Origin of the sequence: Nonomuraea sp. NPDC049624, from assembly GCF_040675255.1 — a bacterium.
GTDB lineage: Bacteria > Actinomycetota > Actinomycetes > Streptosporangiales > Streptosporangiaceae > Nonomuraea.
The window spans coordinates 429,334-448,980 of sequence record NZ_JBFAOR010000006.1 but is presented as its reverse complement, the minus strand read 5'-3'; the positions used below and the strand labels follow the sequence as shown (position 1 = coordinate 448,980).

General features: G+C 71.8%; 21 protein-coding genes. 8 read left to right on the top strand and 13 right to left on the bottom strand.

Annotated elements, in window-relative coordinates; translation table 11 throughout:
• Nucleotides 1–3: 3 nt before the first annotated feature.
• On the bottom strand, nucleotides 4–348 hold the full coding sequence (locus tag AB0J76_RS26800; protein ID WP_352328046.1) for a YciI family protein: 345 nt from the start codon (nucleotides 346–348) through the stop codon (nucleotides 4–6).
• A gap of 37 nt (nucleotides 349–385) precedes the next feature.
• Nucleotides 386–979, bottom strand: a complete 594-nt coding sequence (locus AB0J76_RS26795; protein WP_352328045.1) for an AAA family ATPase — start codon at nucleotides 977–979, stop codon at nucleotides 386–388.
• A gap of 445 nt (nucleotides 980–1,424) precedes the next feature.
• On the opposite strand from AB0J76_RS26795, the gene AB0J76_RS26790 reads away from it, so the two are divergent.
• On the top strand, nucleotides 1,425–2,138 hold the full coding sequence (locus tag AB0J76_RS26790) for a hotdog fold domain-containing protein (RefSeq protein WP_352328044.1): 714 nt from the start codon (nucleotides 1,425–1,427) through the stop codon (nucleotides 2,136–2,138).
• A 44-nt stretch (nucleotides 2,139–2,182) separates the two neighbouring features.
• Here AB0J76_RS26790 and AB0J76_RS26785 read toward each other — a convergent pair whose 3' ends face one another.
• Complete coding sequence (locus AB0J76_RS26785; RefSeq protein WP_352329481.1) at nucleotides 2,183–3,031, bottom strand: alpha/beta hydrolase; 849 nt, start codon at nucleotides 3,029–3,031, stop codon at nucleotides 2,183–2,185.
• Nucleotides 3,032–3,145: 114 nt separating this feature from the next.
• Here AB0J76_RS26785 and AB0J76_RS26780 point away from each other — a divergent pair, with 114 nt between their 5' ends.
• Nucleotides 3,146–3,832 carry a type 1 glutamine amidotransferase gene (locus AB0J76_RS26780; protein WP_352329483.1) on the top strand — a complete coding sequence of 229 codons (687 nt, stop codon included), beginning with the start codon at nucleotides 3,146–3,148 and terminating at the stop codon, nucleotides 3,830–3,832.
• 34 nt (nucleotides 3,833–3,866) lie between these two features.
• Here the strand turns inward: AB0J76_RS26780 and AB0J76_RS26775 are convergent, their stop codons facing one another.
• On the bottom strand, nucleotides 3,867–4,445 hold the full coding sequence (locus AB0J76_RS26775; RefSeq protein WP_352329484.1) for an HXXEE domain-containing protein: 579 nt from the start codon (nucleotides 4,443–4,445) through the stop codon (nucleotides 3,867–3,869).
• A gap of 83 nt (nucleotides 4,446–4,528) precedes the next feature.
• Here AB0J76_RS26775 and AB0J76_RS26770 point away from each other — a divergent pair, with 83 nt between their 5' ends.
• Together AB0J76_RS26770 and AB0J76_RS26765 are read left to right on the top strand one after the other, a co-directional pair.
• The gene (locus tag AB0J76_RS26770) at nucleotides 4,529–7,450 is read left to right on the top strand and encodes a bifunctional [glutamine synthetase] adenylyltransferase/[glutamine synthetase]-adenylyl-L-tyrosine phosphorylase (protein WP_352329486.1); all 2,922 of its coding nucleotides are present in this window, start codon (nucleotides 4,529–4,531) and stop codon (nucleotides 7,448–7,450) included.
• A 33-nt stretch (nucleotides 7,451–7,483) separates the two neighbouring features.
• Nucleotides 7,484–8,527, top strand: a complete 1,044-nt coding sequence (locus AB0J76_RS26765) for a hypothetical protein (protein ID WP_352329488.1) — start codon at nucleotides 7,484–7,486, stop codon at nucleotides 8,525–8,527.
• Nucleotides 8,528–8,540: 13 nt separating this feature from the next.
• Here AB0J76_RS26765 and AB0J76_RS26760 read toward each other — a convergent pair whose 3' ends face one another.
• The gene (locus AB0J76_RS26760; RefSeq protein ID WP_364390742.1) at nucleotides 8,541–9,368 is read right to left on the bottom strand and encodes a LysR family transcriptional regulator; all 828 of its coding nucleotides are present in this window, start codon (nucleotides 9,366–9,368) and stop codon (nucleotides 8,541–8,543) included.
• Between the two features lie 83 nt (nucleotides 9,369–9,451).
• Here AB0J76_RS26760 and AB0J76_RS26755 point away from each other — a divergent pair, with 83 nt between their 5' ends.
• Together AB0J76_RS26755 and AB0J76_RS26750 are read left to right on the top strand one after the other, a co-directional pair.
• Nucleotides 9,452–10,726 (top strand): MFS transporter, encoded by a 1,275-nt coding sequence (locus AB0J76_RS26755; protein ID WP_352330721.1) that lies wholly within the window; start codon nucleotides 9,452–9,454, stop codon nucleotides 10,724–10,726.
• Nucleotides 10,723–11,445, top strand: coding sequence for a phenylalanine--tRNA ligase beta subunit-related protein (locus tag AB0J76_RS26750; protein WP_364390740.1), 723 nt, complete (start codon nucleotides 10,723–10,725; stop codon nucleotides 11,443–11,445). The genes AB0J76_RS26755 and AB0J76_RS26750 overlap by 4 nt, the downstream gene beginning before the upstream one ends.
• Before the next feature lie 25 nt (nucleotides 11,446–11,470).
• Here the strand turns inward: AB0J76_RS26750 and AB0J76_RS26745 are convergent, their stop codons facing one another.
• From AB0J76_RS26745 to AB0J76_RS26720, 6 genes are all read right to left on the bottom strand, one after another.
• Nucleotides 11,471–11,704, bottom strand: coding sequence for a hypothetical protein (locus AB0J76_RS26745; protein WP_352330718.1), 234 nt, complete (start codon nucleotides 11,702–11,704; stop codon nucleotides 11,471–11,473).
• A gap of 160 nt (nucleotides 11,705–11,864) precedes the next feature.
• Nucleotides 11,865–12,641, bottom strand: a complete 777-nt coding sequence (locus AB0J76_RS26740) for a hypothetical protein (protein ID WP_364390738.1) — start codon at nucleotides 12,639–12,641, stop codon at nucleotides 11,865–11,867.
• A 43-nt stretch (nucleotides 12,642–12,684) separates the two neighbouring features.
• Nucleotides 12,685–13,023 (bottom strand): hypothetical protein, encoded by a 339-nt coding sequence (locus tag AB0J76_RS26735; protein WP_364390736.1) that lies wholly within the window; start codon nucleotides 13,021–13,023, stop codon nucleotides 12,685–12,687.
• A gap of 216 nt (nucleotides 13,024–13,239) precedes the next feature.
• Entirely contained in the window at nucleotides 13,240–13,638 is a 399-nt protein-coding gene (locus tag AB0J76_RS26730; protein ID WP_352331370.1) for a hypothetical protein, read from the bottom strand.
• A gap of 79 nt (nucleotides 13,639–13,717) precedes the next feature.
• Entirely contained in the window at nucleotides 13,718–13,930 is a 213-nt protein-coding gene (locus AB0J76_RS26725; RefSeq protein ID WP_352331368.1) for a DUF397 domain-containing protein, read from the bottom strand.
• A 70-nt stretch (nucleotides 13,931–14,000) separates the two neighbouring features.
• Entirely contained in the window at nucleotides 14,001–14,198 is a 198-nt protein-coding gene (locus tag AB0J76_RS26720; RefSeq protein WP_352331366.1) for a hypothetical protein, read from the bottom strand.
• Between the two features lie 749 nt (nucleotides 14,199–14,947).
• On the opposite strand from AB0J76_RS26720, the gene AB0J76_RS26715 reads away from it, so the two are divergent.
• Together AB0J76_RS26715 and AB0J76_RS26710 are read left to right on the top strand one after the other, a co-directional pair.
• Nucleotides 14,948–16,132, top strand: a complete 1,185-nt coding sequence (locus tag AB0J76_RS26715) for a helix-turn-helix transcriptional regulator (protein ID WP_352323042.1) — start codon at nucleotides 14,948–14,950, stop codon at nucleotides 16,130–16,132.
• A 7-nt stretch (nucleotides 16,133–16,139) separates the two neighbouring features.
• The gene (locus AB0J76_RS26710; RefSeq protein ID WP_352323043.1) at nucleotides 16,140–16,865 is read left to right on the top strand and encodes a 5-formyltetrahydrofolate cyclo-ligase; all 726 of its coding nucleotides are present in this window, start codon (nucleotides 16,140–16,142) and stop codon (nucleotides 16,863–16,865) included.
• A gap of 206 nt (nucleotides 16,866–17,071) precedes the next feature.
• Here the strand turns inward: AB0J76_RS26710 and glnA are convergent, their stop codons facing one another.
• Together glnA and AB0J76_RS26700 are read right to left on the bottom strand one after the other, a co-directional pair.
• Nucleotides 17,072–18,496, bottom strand: coding sequence for a type I glutamate--ammonia ligase (gene glnA / locus AB0J76_RS26705; RefSeq protein WP_352323044.1), 1,425 nt, complete (start codon nucleotides 18,494–18,496; stop codon nucleotides 17,072–17,074).
• A 95-nt stretch (nucleotides 18,497–18,591) separates the two neighbouring features.
• Nucleotides 18,592–19,614: a hypothetical protein gene (locus AB0J76_RS26700; RefSeq protein ID WP_352323045.1), complete on the bottom strand. Its 1,023-nt coding sequence runs from the start codon at nucleotides 19,612–19,614 to the stop codon at nucleotides 18,592–18,594.
• Between the last annotated feature and the right edge of the window lie 33 nt (nucleotides 19,615–19,647).

Sequence of the window (19,647 nt, the reverse complement as noted above, 5' to 3'; positions counted from 1 at the left end):
GGTTCAGCCCTTGAACTCGCGCACCTCGACCGGCAGCACGCCCACGGCGCGGGCCAGCCGGCGCCCCCACTCCAGCGCGGCGTCCCGGTCGGGGGCCCGGATGACGGTGAACCCGCCGACGTGCTCCTTGCCCTCGGTGTAGGGGCCGTCGGTGGTGAACGTCTCGTCCGCGCGCATCCGGATCACCGACGCCTGCTCGGCCGGGGCCAGGCCCCCGGAGAAGACCCACACGCCGGCCGCGCGCATCTCCGCCTCGACCGCGCCGATGTCGCGCATGATCGGCTCCAGGACGGCGGGCTCGGGCGGCGGGCCGTCGGGCTCGAACAGGGTGAGCAGGTACTGCTTCATGGGTCCTCCCTCGTGCGTCCGCGTCCCCCGGACGCCGTCAGTCGGCGGGGGCGCGGTCGGCGCTGTCGAAGACGATGTGCTCCAGCAGGTCGGCCTCGGCCCGGGTGAGCACGTGCGCGCTGACGGCCGGGGCGGGGTCGCCGCCGGCCACCCGCGCCAGCAGGCTCTCCCAGCGGCGGCGGTGGCGGGCGAACGTGCGGGGCGCGACCACCCGGCCCCTGGCGTGCTGCCCGGCGACCGCCACCTCCGGCGGCGCGTCGAGAAGCAGCAGGTGGAAGCTCGCCCGCTGCCTGCGGGCCAGCCAGGCGAACCCCTTCAGCACGTACGTGGCGCAGCCCCGGTTGTGCGCGAGGACCGCCCGACCGCCGGCCAGCGCCCGGCTGATGCGGCTCAGGTGGGTGGCGAACACCACGGCGCGGCGCACCGGACGGGGGGCCCAGGGGATCCGGCCGTGCCAGCGCAGGCGGGACTGCCCCGAGTCGATCACCACGACCGCCTCGGCGGCGACGGGCGCGCTCTCGGCGCCGTGCAGGCCGTAGAGGCGGCGCAGCAGCGTGGTCTTGCCGGCGCCGGGCAGCCCGGTCAGCACGACCAGCGACCCGGGCGGAAAGCGTAACGTCGCCCGCTGCACAGACCCACCCCGCCCGATCGGATTCGCTTCGACCCCTGTGCGCGCCAGCATAGGGGGCGGGGGCGCGTGGCGGGCGGGCCCGGCCGCCGGAACGGTCCGACGGGATATACCGGGAACGGGTCCGGGGCGGGGAAATCACGGGATAAGGTACTGCCGACGCCTTGATCGGTCTCACCCCGGATACAGATACGGCTCCGGGTTGGGGCCGATTTTCGTTGTTCCTCACCCCCGAGTCACATCCGTGCCATGGACGGCGCCGACGCTGGGAGGGGACGGCCGGGGGCGGCCGGGGAAGTTTCGGCCACGCCTGTGGCGTTATGGCATGAGTCGGCCGTCGGTCAGGGACCCCCAGCATCGTGGTAATCCGGGAGTCCAGTAAAATCGGCCTACTCTTTACGATATTTCCGGACTTCTCGCCTTGTGGGGCGATATTGGAGGGTGTGGCATGACGACGGCTGCCCTGCAGACCGTGTTGACCGTTCCCGAGCGTTTCCGGGGCCCGGTGGGAGTCGCCAACGGCGGCTGGATCGCGGGCACCATGGCAGAGGCGCTGAACGGCGGCCGATCAGCGGTCGAGGTCACGCTGCACGCGCCCACGCCCCTGGAGACCGAGCTGCGCCTGGAGCACGTCGCCAACAGCGTCTCGCTGTCCGACGGCGACAAGGTCCTGGTCGAGGCCATCCCCGTCGCCGAGACCCTGGCCGGGCCCGGGTTCGTGCCGTTCACCGACGCCGCCCGCGCCGAGGCCGGGTTCGTCGGCCTGAAGGCTCACCCGTTCGCCGAGTGCTTCGCCTGCGGCCTGCGCGAGCCCGGCGACGGCCTGCGCATCTTCCCCGGCCCGGTGGAGGGCTCCGACCTGGTCGCCGCCGGATGGCGGGTGCCGTTCACGGTGAGCGGCGAGGACGGCGTGCCCGCCTCGATCGTGGGCGCGGTGCTCGACTGCATCACCGGCTGGGCGCACTTCGGCCCCGGCGAGTCGGCCCTGCTCGGCCGCCTGGTCGTGCAGATCAACGGCCCGGTGCTGCCGGGCGGCCGCTACTCCGTCGTGGCCCGTCCGACCGGCCGCGACGGCCGCAAGATGTACGGCGAGAGCGGCATCTACGAGGACGACGGCACCCTGGTGGCCGCCGCCCGCGCCACGTGGATCGCTCCACGCTGACCTGCGCATCAGGACGGCCCCCGAGCTCGGCTCGGGGGCCTTTCTCATGCCCCGGTGATGCGTTCCAGGACGGTCGTCACCGGCTGCTCGTCGAACAGGATCGTGTAGTGGTTGCAGTCGGGCACGACCTCGTCGCGCAGGCCGGGCACGCGGGCGGTCCAGGTGCGGGCGACCTCGTCGGGGAGCATGCCGGTGTCCTGGTTCAGCAGGCCGCGCGGGGCCCTGAGCAGATAGGCCGGCGCCTTGATCGCGGCCAGCGCGGCGCCGATCTCGTCGGTCTCGGTACGCATCCAGCGCCCGTCCGCCATCACGGCCTCACCCACCGCCCGCGAGCGCAGCGCGCCCTCGGGGCCGGCGAGGTCGTAGCGCACGTACGCCTCCACGTCGGGGCTCCAGTGGCCGGCGAAGGCCGGGTGGGCCCTGAAGAAGTCCACGTACTCCTCCGCGGAGGCGAACGTCCGGCGCAACCGGTCCAGCGCGGGGCCGAGCGTGGCCGCCAGCGCGGCGTCGGGGTCCGCGCCCTCGGGCAGGGGCAGCGGGAGGCCGCCGTCCACCAGGACGACCCGGTCGAAGTCGCGCCGGGCCCCGGCCAGCACGGCCACGTACGCGCCCATCGAATGGCCGGCCAGCACCGCGTCCGGGCCCGCGCCGACGTGCTCGGCGACGCGCAGGACGTCCTCGGCGTGCCGGGGCAGCCCGTACGGGCCGGGCAGGGAGGCGCTGTGACCGCGTCCGCGCAGGTCCATCGCGATCAGCGACCATTCCTCGGGCAGCCGTCGCCCGACCGCGCCCCAGGCCATCAGCGAGGCGCTGATGCCGTGGACCGCGATGACCTTGCGGGGGCCGGTGCCGAACGTGGCGACGCGGAGCCCGTCCACTTCGTCGAATCTCATAGCCGGATCCTAGGGAGGCCGTCCGGGGCCGGGAATCACCGCCCGTCGGCGCAGGCACGTCGCACGACGGGCGTAAGAGCGTTTTCACCGAAAAATGCGGATAAATTACCCGATATGCGCATCACCGTGATCGAGCACGAGGCCGGCGCCGGGCTCGGCTACCTGGCGGACTGGCTGGGCCTGACCTGCGACGTCGTCCGGCCGTACCGGGGCGAGCCGGTGCCGGAGCGGGCCGCCGACGGCCTGATCGTGCTCGGCGGCGCCGCGGCCGCCTGGGAGGACGAGCGCAGCCCCTGGCAACCCGCCACCCGCGCCCTGCTGCGCCGCGCCGTGGCCGAGGGCACGCCCACGCTCGGCATCTGCCTCGGCGCCCAGCTTCTCACCATGGCGCTCGGCGGCACGGTCGAGCGCGGCGGGAACGGCCTGGAGGTGGGGGCGTGCGAGGTGGTCGCGCTGCCCGCCGCCGCCTCCGACCGGCTGCTGGCCGGCGTCCCGGCCCGGGCCACCGCCGTCCAGTACCACCAGGACGCCATGACGCGGCTGCCGCAGGGCGCGGTGCCGCTGATGACCGGCGCCCAGTACCCGAACCAGGCCTACCGCATCGGCGAGCGCGCCTGGGCGGTGCAGTTCCACCCCGAGGCCACCCCGGAGATCTTCACCTCCTGGACGGCGGAGTCGGACCTGGAGGCGGCCGAGGACCTGAACGCCGCCGTCAAGGCCGCCGAGCCCGCCCTGGTCGCGACCTGGCGCCCGGTCGCGCAGGCCTTCGCCCAGGTGATCGAAGCCTCCCGCCCAGCCTGACGGCCCACCTCGGGAGGCGAGGTGCCGACGCGGGTCAGAACCAGCGGTCGCGGCCGAGGCCGTCCGTGGCCGATGACGCGGCCGGCGCGGACCCGGCGGACCGGTCGTGGCGGCGGGTGAGCAGATGGGCGGCCGCGTGCACGGCCCCCACCGTCAGCGGCAGCGCCGCGAGCCCGAACGCGGCCGACCGCCCCGGCGCCGCCACCACCCCCGCCCGCCGCAACCGCCGCCACGCCCACGCCGAGAACGGGATCACCACCAGCGGCGCCGTCGCCACCCCGGGCGTGTACCCCCGCGTGGCGGCCGCCTGCGCCAGGTGGACGACCCCGTGCAGCCCGAACCCGGCCAGCACCGCCTGGAACACCGGACTGCGCCCGCCGCTGCGCGCCCCCAGCGCCGAGGCCCCCGCCACCACGCCGCCCATCAGCCCGATCGCCACGTTCACCCGCGCCTGCGACACCTCCAGCCGCTCCCACGGCACCCCCGGGTACAGCCGCTCCAGCCGGGGACGGGCCCGCCGCGCCCATCCCGCCATGGTCGCCAGTTCCTCGGCGTCGTGCATGGCCCAGACCGCCAGCAGTCCCCAGGTCACCGCCGCGGGCATCCGGCTCATGTCGTCCCCTCCTGAAGCAAAACGCAACGCTACGTTGCGTTGTACTCTACGGCTTTCCCGAAGCCACCTGTCAAGATGGGCAGGTGCCCAGGATCGAATCGACCGCCGCACGCCTCGCCAAGCTCGGCTTCGCCGACGGGGCCAGAGCCGCGCAGCTGCTCGACCGCACCCCGGCCGACCTCGACGACCTCCTGGAGTTCCTGGTCGCCGTGGCCGATCCCGACCTGGCCCTGGTCTCGCTGACCCGCCTGGCCGAGCGCGAGCCGGCCGTCCTGACCGCCGTGCGCGAGGACGAGCGGCTCAGGACGCGCCTGTTCGCCGTGCTCGGCGTCAGCGCCGCGCTCGGCGAGCACCTGGTCCGCCACCCCGGGCAGACGGCCCTGCTGGCCGAGCCCCAGCTGGGCGAGGCGCGCGCCGCGCTGCTGCGCGCCGTCGGCGCCGAGCCCGGCGAGCCCGAGCCGCGCGCCGGCGCCCCCGACCCGCTGGTGGCGCTGCGGGTGGCCTACCGGGGCCGGCTCATGCACCTGGCCGCCCGCGACCTGACCGGGCAGGCCACGCTCACGGAGGTCATGGCCGAGCTGTCCGACCTGGCCGGTGCGGCGCTGGAGGCCGCCCTCGCGATCGCCCGCGCCGAGGTCGACGACTCCGAGGCACGCCTGGCGGTCATCGGCATGGGGAAGTGCGGCGCGCGCGAGCTCAACTACATCAGCGACGTAGATGTGATCTTCGTCGCCGAGCCGCGCGAGGGCGCCGACGAGACCAAGGCGCTGCGGTCGGCGACCCGGCTGGCCCAGGCCATGATGCGGGCCTGCACGGCGGCCACCCAGGAGGGCTCGCTGTGGGAGGTCGACGCCGGCCTGCGGCCGGAGGGGCGGTCCGGCCCGCTGGTCCGCACCCTGGCCAGCCACCTGGCCTACTACCGCCGCTGGGCCAAGACCTGGGAGTTCCAGGCGCTGCTCAAGGCCCGTCCGGTGGCGGGCGACCAAGAGCTCGGCGAGTCCTACGTCCAGGCGGTCAACGACCTGGTCTGGACGGCCGCCACCCGCGAGCACTTCGTGGAGGACGTGCAGGCCATGCGCCGCCGCGTCGAGTCGCACGTGCGCGCCGAGGGGGAGCGGCAGCTCAAGCTGGGGCCCGGCGGGCTGCGCGACATCGAGTTCGCCGTCCAGCTCCTGCAGCTCGTGCACGGCAGGCTCGACCCGCTGCTGCGCCGCCGGGCCACCCTCCCGGCCCTGGCCGCCCTCTCCCGCGGCGGCTACGTCGGCCGCGACGACTCGCGCGGGCTCGCCGAGGCGTATTCGTTCCTGCGCCAGGTCGAGCACCTGCTGCAGCTGCACCGGCTGCGGCGGACGCACCTGCTGCCCACCGACGAGGCCGACCTGCGCAGGCTCGGCCGCGCCCTCGGCATGCAGGCCGACCCGGTGGGGGAGTTCACCGCCCGGTGGCGGCGGCACGCCATGGAGGCGCGGCGGCTGCACGAGAAGCTGTTCTACCGGCCGCTGCTCCAGGCGGTGGCCCGGCTGCCGGAGTCGGAGGCGCGGCTGTCCACAGCCGCGGCGGCGGCCCGGCTGGAGGCGCTCGGCTACGTCGATCCCAACGGCGCCCTGCGGCACATCGCCGCGCTGTCCACGGGCGTGTCCAGGCGCGCGGCCATCCAGCGCACGCTGCTGCCCGTCATGCTCGGCTGGTTCGCCGACACGCCCGACCCCGACGCGGCGCTGCTCGGCTTCCGCCAGGTCAGCGACAAGCTCGGCAGCACCCCCTGGTACCTGCGGCTGCTGCGCGACGAGACGGCCGTGGCCGCCCGCATGGCCCGGGTGCTCGGCACCGGCCGCTACGCCACCGGCCTGCTCATGCACGCCCCCGACGCGGTCGCGATGCTCGGCTCCGACGCGGAGCTTGCCGTGCGCCCGCCCGAGTCGCTGCGCGGCGAGGCGTCGGCCGCGGTGTCCCGGCACGCCGGCGATCCGGAGACCGCGGTGGCGGCCGTGCGCGGGCTGCGCCGCAGGGAGCTGTTCCGCACGGCCGTCGCCGACATCTCGGGCCTCCTCGACATCGAGACCGTCGGCACGGCCCTGTCGTCGCTCACCGACGTGACCCTCCAGGCCGCGCTCGACGCCGCGCTGGCCAAGGCCCCCGACGTGACCAGGTTCGCGGTCATCGCCATGGGCCGGCTCGGCGGCATGGAGTGCTCGTACGCCAGCGACGCCGACGTGATGTTCGTGCACGCGCCGCTGCCCGGCGTCGAGGAGCGGGAGGCCACCGACGCCGCCTTCGCCGTGGCCAACGAGCTGCGCCGGCTGCTGTCGCTGCCCGCGCCCGACCCGCCGCTGCTCATCGACCCCGACCTGCGCCCCGAGGGCCGCCAGGGCCCGCTGGTGCGCACGCTGGCCTCCTACCGCGCCTACTACGCCCGCTGGTCGTCGCCGTGGGAGGCGCAGGCGCTGCTGCGCGCCCGCTTCTCGGCCGGTGACGCCGCGCTCGGCGACGCGTTCACCGCCGTCATCGACGAGCTGCGCTACCCGGCCGGCGGGCTGCGCGAGGACGCCGTCAGGGAGATCAGGCGGCTGAAGGCGCGCATGGAGGCCGAGCGGCTGCCGCGCGGCGCCGACCCCGCCCTGCACACCAAGCTCGGCCCCGGCGGCCTGTCGGACGTGGAGTGGGTGGCCCAGCTCCTCCAGCTCTGCCACGCGGGCGAGGTGCCGGCCCTGCGCACCACCCGTACCATCGGGGCGCTGCGCGCGGCGGCGGCCGAGGGGCTGCTCGACCCGGCCGACGAGCGCGTGCTGGCCGAGGCGTGGCGGTTCGCCTCCCGGGTCCGCGACGCGATCATGCTGGTCCGGGGCAGGCCCGGGGACAGCGTGCCGGCCGAGGCGGGGGAGCGCCGGCTCATCGCCCGCACGCTCGGCTACCCGCCGGACGGCTCGGAGGACTTCCTCGACGACTACCGCCGCGTCACCCGCCGCGCCCGCCAGGTCGTCGAGCGCGTCTTCTACGGGGGTTGATCCCGGTCCGCCGCCGGGTGTATCAAGGCGCAGGTGTTATCCGTTTACGTGGACCTGGCCCTCGGCCTGGTGGTGTCGTTCCTGCTGCTCTCACTGCTGGTGAGCGGGGTCAACGAGGCGTTCGTGCGCCTGCTCGCCATCCGCAGCAAGTTCCTGTGGGCCTACCTCAGGGACACCCTCGACGGCGCCGACGCGCAGGGCAGGTCATGGCTGCCCGCCAAGGTGCGCGACGTGTTCGCCGCGCTGCCGTTCTCCCGCGACCCCCGGCCCGTCCACAGCGACCAGCCCTCGCCCGCCGAGCCCGGCACGCTGCCGGCCGCCGAGCCCAAGGCGCAGGACGCCATGGTCAAGCTGCTGTACGAACGCGTCCAGGAGATCGACCACCCGACGAAGGGCCGGACGAGCATCGCGAACATCCCGCCGGGGCGCTTCGCCGTCGCCCTGATGGAGATGGCGGCCGCCGAGCCCGAGGGCGTCGAGGGCTTCCTGGCCAAGCTCAAGGAGATGGGCAGCCCCCTGTACGGCCACCTGCGCGGCGTCTGGGAGACCGCGCAGCGCGACCTCGACCGGTTCAGGCAGGGCGTCGAGACCTGGTTCGACGGCGAGATGGAACGCCTGTCGATGTTGTACAGGCGCTACGTCAAGTGGGTGGTGGCCGTCCTCGGCCTCCTGGTCACGCTGCTGTTCACCATGGACGGCCTGGAGTACGGCAAGACGCTGCTGCGCGACAACGCCTTCCGCGCCTCGGTGACCGCCGTGGCCGAGGCGGGCCCGGCGGCCTACGACGAGCTCAAGGCCCGATGCGGCCAGTCTGACCCGGTGCCGTGCATCACCGAGACGCTCAGCGAGCCCGCGATGGTCCAGATGCTCCAGCACGCGCTGGTCAGCATCGCCATCCCGGCCGAGGGCGACCCCACGCTGCACTGGAACGGCGCCACCTGGTGGAGCCGGCTCACCACCCCCAGCCACTGGCCCGGCTACCTGCTGACGTACGTGGCCCTGCTGTTCGGCGCCCCCTTCTGGTGGGACGTGTTCCGCCGCATCACCGGCATCAAGGCCCGGCGCAAGGACCAGTGAGCAGGCCGCCGGGTCAGGCGCTCATGGCGTACAGCACGTCCCGCAGCGATTCCTCGCGCCCGCGCAGCCAGACCAGGCGCAGGGCCAGCGCGGGCGCCCGGCAGTCGAGCGCGACCAGCGCGCCGGAGGCGAGGTCGGCGCCCAGCGCGAAGTCCGGCAGCAGGGCCTGCCCGAAGCCCTGCCTGGCCCACTCGCGGGCGGTGGCGATGCTGGTCAGCTCCCGGCGCGGCACGTCCGGGCCGAACGCCTGGTCGGCCGCGAGCCGGATCGAGCAGCCGGGCGGGCTCACCAGCAGCGGCTCCCGCTCGCCGTCCGGCGCGGCGACCAGCGACAGCGCGACCTCGCCGACGTCGAGGAAGTCCATGCCGGGCGGCGGGGTGAACCCGAGGCCGCCGATCCGCGGGCCGAGGTCGAGCAGGAGCGCCGCGTCCAGGTCGCCGGAGGCCACCTGGGCCAGCAGGTCCTGCCGCATCAGGGAGCGTACGTCCACGTCCAGGTCGGGACGGCGTTCGGACAGGCGGCGCAGCACGGCGGGCAGCCGGGCGGCGGCCAGCATCTCCAGCGCGCCGACGCGCACCCGGCGGCGCCGGCCGGTGACCGCGCGGCGCACCTCCTCGGCGTGGTCGAGCAGGCCCTGCGCGCGGCCGAGCAGCGCGGCGCCGGCCTCGGTCAGGCGCATGCCCTGGGGCGTGCGCTCGAACAGCGGCACGCCGAGGCTGCCTTCCAGCCTGCGCACCTGCTCCGACACCGACGCCGGGGCCAGGCCGAGCGCGTTCGCCGCGCCGGTGACGGTGCCCGCCCCCGCGACGGCGACGAAGCCCCTCAACTGCCGCAAGTCCATATAAAGCAGCATAAGGTTTTCCCGAATGCCCCGTACGGCGGCGCCTGTTGAGGGGAAAAGCGGCGTTTCAGCAGGCTGTGGGCATGCGAATGTTCGGTTTCTCCCTCGCCTACTTCCTGGTGATCCTCGACACGACCGTGCTGACGATCGCGCTGCCGGACCTGCGCGCCTCCCTCGGCGGCTCGCTGGCCGGGCAGCAGTGGGCGGTCAACGCCTACACCGTCGCCTTCGCCGCGTCGCTGCTCACCGCCGGCGCCGTGGCCGACCGGTTCGGCGCGGCCCGCGTCTTCAAGGCCGGGGTGGCGTTGTTCGGCGCGCTGTCGCTGCTCAGCGCGGCGGCGCCGGACCTCGGGGTGCTGGTCGTGTTGCGCGCGCTGCTCGGCGTGGCCGCGGCGCTGTGCACCGGCGGCTCGCTCGGGCTGCTCGCCGAGCTGTTCCCGGCGCCCGCCGCCCGCGCCCGCGCCACCGGCCTGTGGGCGGCGCTCACCGGCTCGGCGCTCGCCGCCGGCCCCCTGCTCGGCGGCGTCCTGGTCGGGCTGTCCGGCTGGCGCGCGGTGTTCCTGGTCAACGTGCCCTTCGCCGTGGCCAGCCTGCTGATCATGCGGACCGTCGTCTCGCCGCGCGGGTCCCGCCGCATCGACTGGCAGGTCCAGGCCCTGGCCTGCGTGCTGCTCGGCCTGGTCGCCGAGGCCCTCATCGACTCCTCCGCGCCCGCCGCCGGGCTGGCCGTGGCCGTCCTGGTGGCGCTGGTGCTGGTGGAGCGCCGCAGCCATGCCCCCGCCCTGCCCGGCGGCCTGCTCGCCGCCACCTGGCCGGAGCTGCTGGCCGGGACGGTCGCCAACTTCGCCTTCTCCGGCGCGCTGTTCGTGCTCACCCTCCTCCTCCAGGACACCCGCCACCTGACCCCGGTCGCCGCCGGGCTCGCCTTCCTGCCGCTCACCCTGCCCATGACGGTGAACCCGCTGCTCACCGGCCGTCTGGTGGCCCGCTACGGCCCCCGTCCGCCGATCCTGGGCGGTCTCGCCCTCCTCGCGACCGGCCTGGCGGGGGTGGCCTTCACCGACGTGCTCGCGCCCTGGCTGGTGGTCATGGGGTTCGGGTTGTCGTTCGTGTTCCCGGCGCTGATGGCGGGCATGGTGAACGCCGCCCCCGCGGGCACGGCGGGCACCGCGGGCGGCGTGCTGAACGCCTCCCGCCAGGTCGGCGCCACCCTCGGCGTCGCGGTGCTGGGCGTCGTCGGGCGGCCCCTGGTCGCGGCGGCCGTCCTTACGGCGGCGACGTTCGGCTGCTACGCCCTGGCCGCCGCCCGCGCCCGGCACGCCGCGCGGGGACGCCGGGAGCCCGCCGCAGTATCGTGAGGCGCACGAGTCAGACGACCGGCGAGGTGACAGTGCGTTTCCAGCATTCCGCGGACATCTGGCGGGACTTCCCCGACCTGGTGCCCTTCGCGCTCCACGTGACGGGCGTCGACGCCGCCGCCCGCGTCGACGACCAGGTGGCCCGCTACTGCGACCTGGCCGCCCGGCGGGCCGCCCCCGAGAGCGAGCTGCCCGAGATCCAGGCGTGGCGGCGGGCGTTCACGCGGATGGGGCTCAAGCCGACGCAGTACCGGTGCGCGTCGGAGTCGTTGCTGCGCCGCTTCAGGAAGGAGGGCGCGCTGCCGCGCCTGCATCCCCTGATCGACCTGTGCAACGCGGTCTCGATCGCCTTCGCCGTGCCGGTGGCGGTGTTCGACGTCTCCCGCGTCTCCGGCTTCGTCGAGGTGCGGTACGCCTCGGGCGCGGAGACGTACCTGACCTTCTCCGGCGAGACGGAGCACCCGGCCGCCGGAGAAGTGATCTTCGCCGACGCCGGCGACCAGGCGCACGCGCGCCGCTGGACCAACCGGCAGAGCGGCCTGTCGGCGGTCCGCGACACCACCACCGACGTGCTCATCCTGGCCGAGGCCCTGCACGAGACGGCCCGCGCCGACGTCGAACGCCTGGCCACGGCCCTCTACGACGAGCTGACCGCCCTGTGGCCGGTGTCGCCGAAGTCGGAGATCCTCACCGCGTCGTCGCCCCGCTTCGACTTCTGACCACGGGGCGGTCCTCGCTCACGGCTCAGCAGGGCGTGAAGTAGACCTTCTGGGTGCCCGACAGGACGCCCCACTCGCCGGCGGGCTGGCCGCAGCCGAACCAGCGCTGGCCGACGAGCTGGTCGCCGTTGAAGTAGGCGAAGACGATGAGGAGGTCGCCGCCGGGCGGCGGCGGGGGGATGGCGTGAGCCGGAGTCGAGACGAGACACAGAGCGCCCGCGGTCAGTACCGCGGCTAACACCCCTCGCCTGAGCTTCATGAAGGTCCTCCAGATCCCTCGGGCGCGATCGGCGGGACGCCGGCCGCGCGATCTGGGATCACCGTAACCGCGTTCCGCCCCACCCGCCAGATCATTCCTCTGGTGCTTCACGACCCCATCCGCGTCCGGCGAGAACGCCTGACGGCGCGGCAGGCCCGGCTCACTTCCTGGTCCAGCCGCCCATGATCTTGCCCACGGCCGCCACGACCATTCCTGCGGCGAGAACCGCGAATCCCTGCATGGCCATCGGCGGCGGCCATCCTTTGGCGGCCAGTTCGGTGATGGTCATCTCCCCGCTCGACAGGGGAAAGGCGGGGGAGACGAACAGATAGATGCCGATGAAGCAGATGACCACTCCCGCTATCTCCACCAGCTTCGACAGCCCTCCGGCGAAGGACCCGCCGGATCCGCGGGCGGGCCCGGTCCGGCGGGCGGCGGCGCTGCCGCCGCCGTTTCTCCGCCGCGCGCGGTCGCGGCGTTTCTCGGACTCCTTGACGAGCTGGCCGACCACCGTGACGATCGCGCCGACGAAAAGCCCGATGAACGCGTTGGGAAAGACGTCATGGGACGAACGGCCGCCGCCGAGGGCGCTATTGATCATGCTGAATCCGACGCTGCCGACGCCGATCAGCAAGCCGGCGCCGTAGATGAAGCCGCCGACGCTGCGCAGCGAGCCACGGGGGATGTCCTCGTCGTGCTCGTCCAGCAGGTCCCGTACGACGTCGCCGATGGCGTCGGCGTCCGCGCCGCGGACCACCGTCGAGTTGATGACCACCTCCCCGCCCTGCTCCAGGTACACGGTGGTGTCTCCGAAGAGGACGACGTTCCTGTCGGACGAGCGCATCGACTTCTTCAAATAGTCGATGTCCCGGTCGTCGTGGGTCCCGTCGGCGATCTTGCGGAGAATGGCAACAATGACATCGTCGCTATGTGACACAGATCCTCGCAGCGAACTCCATCGTCTTTCGCGTCGTTCCTGATTACTTCTTGTAGTTCTCGATGTGAATCCGGGACGGCGCTTCGTTGTAGATGTTGTTCGGGCCGTTCAGGTTCACCGTGCGATTCCCGGGCGAGGAGCGTTCCTTCGTTTTCCCGGCAGGCGGGGGCGGGTCGAGTTCGCCGGGAGGCGCCGAATCCCGGCGCATTTCCAGAAGGCCCGGAACGGCCAGCGCCAGGCCGGCCAGGGCGATGAACAGCGCCAGCACAGTGGCGATCTTCTCGGCCCGCTCAAGGCCGACCACGGCGAAGTAGACGGCCAGAGCGGCCATCGCGCCGACGGTGACGACGCCCCCCGCCCACATAAGCTTCCGTCGTGACATGGCGACAGTATCCAGGCATCGCATGATCATTGATAGGCGGGAGGGGAAAGGTAGCATTTGTCTCCCGCCCGAGCGGCCCGACTTTGTCAGGAAATGTCGTGAGGTGAGCATTTTGCGTTTATCGCCGCGCGAAACGCGGACGGCCCCTTCGCCTTAGGGCCGCCGCAGCGCTTCTGCGGCACGGAGAAGCGCTGCGGATACGCCGTGTGGCAGTCGTCACCGGGCGCGGGTCGGGCAGGGGTGGGGGACGTGGCGGTTGGGGCAGCAGATCATGCCGACCGTGGCGAACCGGCCGCCGTGCAGCCATTCGCCCCACTGCACGTCCACCCCTCGGGAGATGGCGTCGCGGGCGGTGCCGAGCCGGTCGTCCAGCGGGACGCGATCGGGGTGGAGGAGCAGGCCGGAGACGACGTGGTACTGGTCGGCCAGCCATTTGACGGCGGCGGTGACGTCGTCGAACGTGCCCGCGACGCGAGCGGACGGCTTGGCCAGCCAGTCGCCGGTGCGCATGGGCGGCAGCGGCGAGGTGGGGAAATCGGGGGAGGAGGGCCGCCGCCCGGCCTCGTCGCCGCGTTCGACCCCAGAGCCGGTCCACTGGTAGGCGTGCCAATGCATGCTGCTCCGTAGAGTGGTCTTCAGGGGGTGGCCCCTGCTTGTTTCGGTCAGGCAGGGACCACCCCTGTCATCGGATGGTTCAGATGGTGGTCATGCCGGCGGCGTGAAGCTCGTTCCGGGTGAAGCGGAGCGTCCCGGCGTTCGGGTTCTTCGAGTCACGCAGGGCGAACACGTCCTCGACGCCCGGGATCGGGGCGATCTCGACGCACGACTCACCGTCCTCGTTCTGCTGGTTGCCGCCGCACCGGCGGCTGAACTCCAGCTCGCCGAGCGGGAGCGCGTACAAATCCATGTGTGTTTCTCCTTTCGGCCCCGGCAGGTACCGGGGCGTCGGTGGCCCGTGCGCCGGTTCGGCGCTACGGTCACCCGGCCCGCCGCTCGATCGACGGCCGGCCGGGCTGCTCGGGGACTTCCAGGAGAGGGCCGGGTTCGGCGGGCTCTCCTCTCCGCCCGTGGGGGTGGCGGTGTTCGGTCACGAGCTCGATGTAGGCCGCCAGGGCGTGAGCGTGGACGCCGCGCGCGGTCTCCTCGTAGCCACCGCGGCCGTCCTGACGGAGCACGAAGTATTGGCCCCCGAGGCTGGCCAATTCGTAGGCGCCACAGCATGACGTGTGCCAGATACGGACCGTTCCGCCTCCGGCGGCCCGCTGCGGTTCCCACACCCGGGACGAAGCGATATGTTTACTCGGCCGTGGCGCTCGGCCGATTCGTTCCGTCACCTGCTCTCTCCCCGCGACCGTTCACCGGAGCGGGCCGAGCAGGATCAGGACGGTGTGCGGGGCCGGCAGGGACGTGGAAACGCTGGTCCATCTGGACGTGAGCAAGCACGCGTCCTGTGTCGATCGGATGCGACCTTTGCCCGAGCAGGCCGCAGTGGGACCTCGATGGGCTCGCGGCCTGCCGGCCGCGAGTGGACGTGCCTGCGTTCGCGGATGACGACGTGCGCAGGGCGGCGGATGCCGGCGCGTTGCCCGCGCTGGTCCGGCCATATCTCGTCTGGTCACCGGAACCTGTTGAAGGCAGCCGAGCGGGTGGGGGCGCCGGGAGGGCCTCGGCCACCGCCACCGGACGGCTCTACGCTTCCGCATGGGGCAGAACCTCTATTCCTGATCAAGGCCCTGGAACTTCCGCCGGAGTTCGCGAGCGGTGGGCCGGGGCCGCCTTTTGTCGTGAGGGCGCTGGTAGAAGCAGCTCACAGGAGTAGCGTTGTCAGGACCGTCAGTAATGGCTAGGGGTTGCTTGTCCGCCGGGTGTCCGGAGCAGTTCCGGACACCCGGCGGACACTCGGCGATGCGATGGGGAGCACCTCATGGACGCAGAACTGTTCGACGGGGCACTTCGGCGTCTACGCCTGGACGCGGGCATGTCCGTCCGTGATCTTGCCCGGCTGTCCAACTGCAGCAAGAGCTACATCTCCGATCTCGAACACGGACGGAGCACACCCAGCCTGGCGGTCGCCACCGCACTGGACAAAGCACTCGCGGCAGGCGGCGAACTGGTGGCCCTCGCACCGCCCGCCGCGATGTGGCGCCTGCCCCAGGGCGCGACTGACGACCAGGAGCGCTTCGTACTGACCGCCCACCTCCCCGCTCGCCTCGACCTGGTCGCTGTGGCCCACCTACGGCTCCAGGTCCACCAGCTCGATGACCGGTACGTCTGCGAACCATCGACCGCGCTCTTGGCCGATGCTGGGCAGTACCTCGCCCAGGTTCGCTTCCTGAGCGCGCACAGCCTCAATGGGCGCGTCCGGCGCGAACTGTCCGTCGTGGAAGCTGAAGCCGCCACTCTCATGGGCCAACTCGTCTGGGACGCCTCTCAGCGACGTGACCATGCGACGGCCCACCTATACCTCGACCAGGCGCTGCGAGCCGCACGTCAGTGCTGTGATCCGGTAGCAGAAGGGCTCGCCTTGCTGCGCAAGACGATCGTGGTCCTGTACGGCGAGCAAAGCCCGCGTACCGCGCTCACTCTTGCCCAGCAGACTGCGGAGATCACCATGCACGCCAGTGAGGTACTGCGCGGCTTGGCCCTGCTGCATTTGGCTGAGGCACATGCCATGTTGAGCGCACGAGCCGCATGTGAAGCGGCGCTCGCCGAAGCCGATACCTGCTTCGGCCGGGTAGATGACGCCGATGCTGCGATCGACCTCTTCTCGTCCAGTCAGTTCAGTCGAATGGCCGGCTCGTGCTATCTGTTCTTGAAGGATCACCGGCGTGCACGGTCATTGCTCGAACGTACGGCGCTGGCATTGGATGACCAGTCCAAGGCGCGCGCGATTGTGCTGGGCAATCTGGCGTTGGCCGCGATTCGGCAAGGCGACCTGGATGTTGCGGCGGCAAGGTTGCACCAAGCCATAGACGTGATCGAGGTCAATTGGGGCGGCGGTGGCCTGAACATCGTTTTCAGGGCCAGTCGCGATTTGCGTTCCTGGCCGGACGTTCCAGCGGTGCAGGACGTGCAGGACAGGCTCTTGAGTCTCATGACCATGGGGTAGGGACGACGTGGCTGGCATTGACCAGGCGAAGCAGGCTGTACGCGAACGGGTGTGGGCGCTCCTTGAGCAGTATGGAGCGGCCGGGGCTGGAGCACGCGGCTACATCCCGAACTTCAGGGGTGCTGACGAGGCCGCCGAGCGGTTGACGGCGCTTTCGTCATGGCAGCGTGGCCGGGTTGTGAAGGCTGTACCAGACCGAGCGCAGCTTCCCGTGAGGGTGCGTGCCCTCAAAGCAGGCAAGATCGTTTACATGGCTGTGCCGAGACTGGCCACGGTGCCGCCGTTCTACCTCCTCGACCCGCACGATCTATCCATGCCGGCCGAGGAGGCCGCTGACCGAGCTGTCGCAGCCCGTGTAGCCCGAAAGGTCGGTGTGGAGGAGATGAGACCAGTCGACCTCGTGGTGTGCGGCAGCGTGGCCGTGAACCGGGCCGGAGTACGCCTGGGTAAGGGTGCGGGTTACTCCGATATCGAGGTCGCATTGCTGGCCGAGGCGGGCCTGCTGACGAGCAAGACCACCATCGTGACCACTGTTCACGAGCTCCAAGTGCTCGAAGAGGACTTGCCTGAGGATGAGCATGATTTTCGTGCGGATTTCATCGTCACGCCTGAGCGGGTCATCGAATGCGGCTCACCGAAGCGACCAACGGGCCTGTCATGGGAACGCTTGAGCCCTGAGAAGATCGCCGCTATTCCTTTTTTGGCGGAGCGAGTGTGGCGTCGTAATGGCTAGGGGTTAGCGGGACGGTCGCGGAACCCTTGGTCGCAGCTGATCGACCGTACATCGTGTGCCGTGATTCTCGCGGCACATCGGGAACGGCCCGGCATCGTCACTCGATGCCGGGCCGTTCCCGTTCGGTCTCGCGTAAGGACGAGAACGTTTTCCCCCGGGTCAACGCCCGTCCTCAGAAAGATTGTCGAGGCCGGAGAAACCCGTCTTTAGACGTCGTAATACAACTCGAACTCGTGCGGGTGCGGCCGCAGGCGGATCGGGTCTACCTCGTTCTCCCGCTTGTACGACACCCACGTCTCGATCAGGTCGGGCGTGAACACGCCGCCTTCGAGCAGGTAGTCGTGGTCGGCCTCCAGCGCGTCGAGCACCTCGGGCAGCGAGCCGGGCACCTGCGGCACCTGGCGGGCCTCCTCCGGCGGCAGCTCGTAGAGGTCCTTGTCGACCGGCTCCGGCGGCTCGATCTTGTTGCGGATGCCGTCGATCCCCGCCATCAGCATCGCCGAGAAGGCGAAGTACGGGTTGCACGACGGGTCGGGCACGCGGAACTCGATGCGCTTGGCCTTCGGGTTGGACCCCGTGATCGGGATGCGCACGCAGGCCGAGCGGTTGCGCTGCGAGTAGACCAGGTTGACCGGGGCCTCGTAGCCCGGGACCAGGCGGTGGTAGGAGTTGACCGTCGGGTTGGTGAAGGCCAGCAGCGACGGCGCGTGCCGCAGCAGGCCGCCGATGTAGTAGCGGGCGGTGTCGGACAGGCCCGCGTAGCCGACCTCGTCGTAGAACAGCGGCGAGCCGTCCTTCCACAACGACTGGTGGCAGTGCATGCCGGAGCCGTTGTCACCGAAGATCGGCTTGGGCATGAACGTGACGGTGTGGCCGTACTCCAGAGCGGTGCTCTTGATGACGTACTTGTAGAGCATCAGGTTGTCGGCCGTCTTGAGCAGCGTGCCGAACCTGAAGTCGATCTCCGCCTGGCCCGCCGTGCCGACCTCGTGGTGCTGCATCTCGACGTCGATGCCGCACTCGATGAGATTGCGCACCATCTCCGAGCGCAGGTCGGTGAAGTGGTCCATCGGCGGGACCGGGAAGTAGCCGCCCTTGTAGCGCGGCTTGTAGCCCAGGTTGCCGCCCTCGGCCCGCTTGCCGGTGTTCCAGGCGCCCTCGATGGAGTCGATGTAGTAGTAGCCGGCGTTGGCCTTCGTCTCGAAGCGCACGTCGTCGAAGATGTAGAACTCGGCCTCGGGGCCGAAGTAGGCCGTGTCGGCGATGCCGGTGCCCTTGAGGTACTCCTCGGCCTTGCGCGCCACGTTGCGCGGGTCGCGGCTGTAGGCCTCGCCGGTCAGCGGGTCGTGCACGAAGAAGTTCAGGTTGAGCGTCTTGTGCTGGCGGAACGGGTCGAGCACCGCGCTGGACGGGTCGGGCAGCAGCAGCATGTCCGACTCGTGGATCGCCTGGAAGCCGCGGATGGACGAGCCGTCGAACATGAGCCCGTCGGTGAAGACGTTCGCGCCGAAGTTCTCGACCGGGAAGGTGAAGTGGTGCGTCGTCCCCGGCAGGTCGGTGAACCTGACATCGACGAACTGCACCCCTTCGTCACTGATGAACTTCAGGACGTCGTCGGCGGAGTTGAACACTCTCGAACCTCCCTGAGGGACTGGCCATCGTGCCGACGCTAAGTCGCGGCCGTTTCCGTACGGTGTCTCGATTGTTTCGCATGTGTTACGCAGGGTCACGTCCCTTGGGACGTGTCGCAGCCTCCGTCGAAATCCGGCCGGACGTCCAGGTCGTAGGGGTCGGTGGCCGGGCCCGTCGGCGCGACGGAACCGGGCGGGTCGTCCTCGTAGACGGGGTGGACGAACCCGTCGTCGATGTCGCAGTCGGCCGGGGTGCTGCTCATGCCCCAGTCCACGTACACGGCGGGCTTGCCGTCCGAGCGGTAGAGCTGCACCTCGCCGGTGAGCTGCGAGACCAGCCGCATGGTGGTGGCCGGCACGCCGGGGCGGCGCACGGCGTAGACGGCCAGGTAGTTCACCTCGACCTTGACGCCGTGCAGCCCGTCCTCCCGGAAGGTGCCGAGGCGGGCGGTGCCGTTGATCTTGACCACGTCGGTGGCGAGCTCGGCGCTGCCGGGGGCGAAGCTGTTGACCATCTGGCGGCTGTCGTACTTCTTGCCGCCCAGCTCTTTGTAGAACTCCTCGCGCTGGTCGGCGTCGAGCAGCCCGGCGAACGCCTTGGGCCTGCCGCCCAGCAGCGTCTCGCGGTCGAGCAGGGCCGCCGCCAGCAGGGCGCGGGTGCGCTCCAGGCCCTTGGCCACCTCCGCCTTCGACAGGCCGCCCAGCGCCTTCGCCGCCGGCATCACGAGGCCCGCGGCGCCGTCGGCGTAGTGCTCGGCGGGCGAGCCGGCGAAGGGGTCGTCCGCGTCGACGCGATTCGCGGGCAGGGACAGGGCCTCCAGGCCGGGGTTCCCGCCGAGCAGGTCGGGGCGGTAGGTGACCACGACCCCGGCGGCGCCCACGATCGCGCACAGCGCGATCAGCGCCACCGACATGCGCCCGAGCCGGCGCGAGCCGCGCTCGGCCGGCACGTGGCCGGCGGGTAAGCGGTCCCGCCGCGGCGGGCGAGGCGCGCGTTGCCGCGTGACGCCTTCCCTGGCCCCCTTGGCGGCGGACGAGCGCATCCTGCGGCGCTCGCCCTCGTCGAACTGCGCGATCACCTCGTTGAAGCGCGCGTCAAGGTCATCCCCGTGTGGCATGGCGACCATGATGGCGACGGCAGAGCGCGGTTG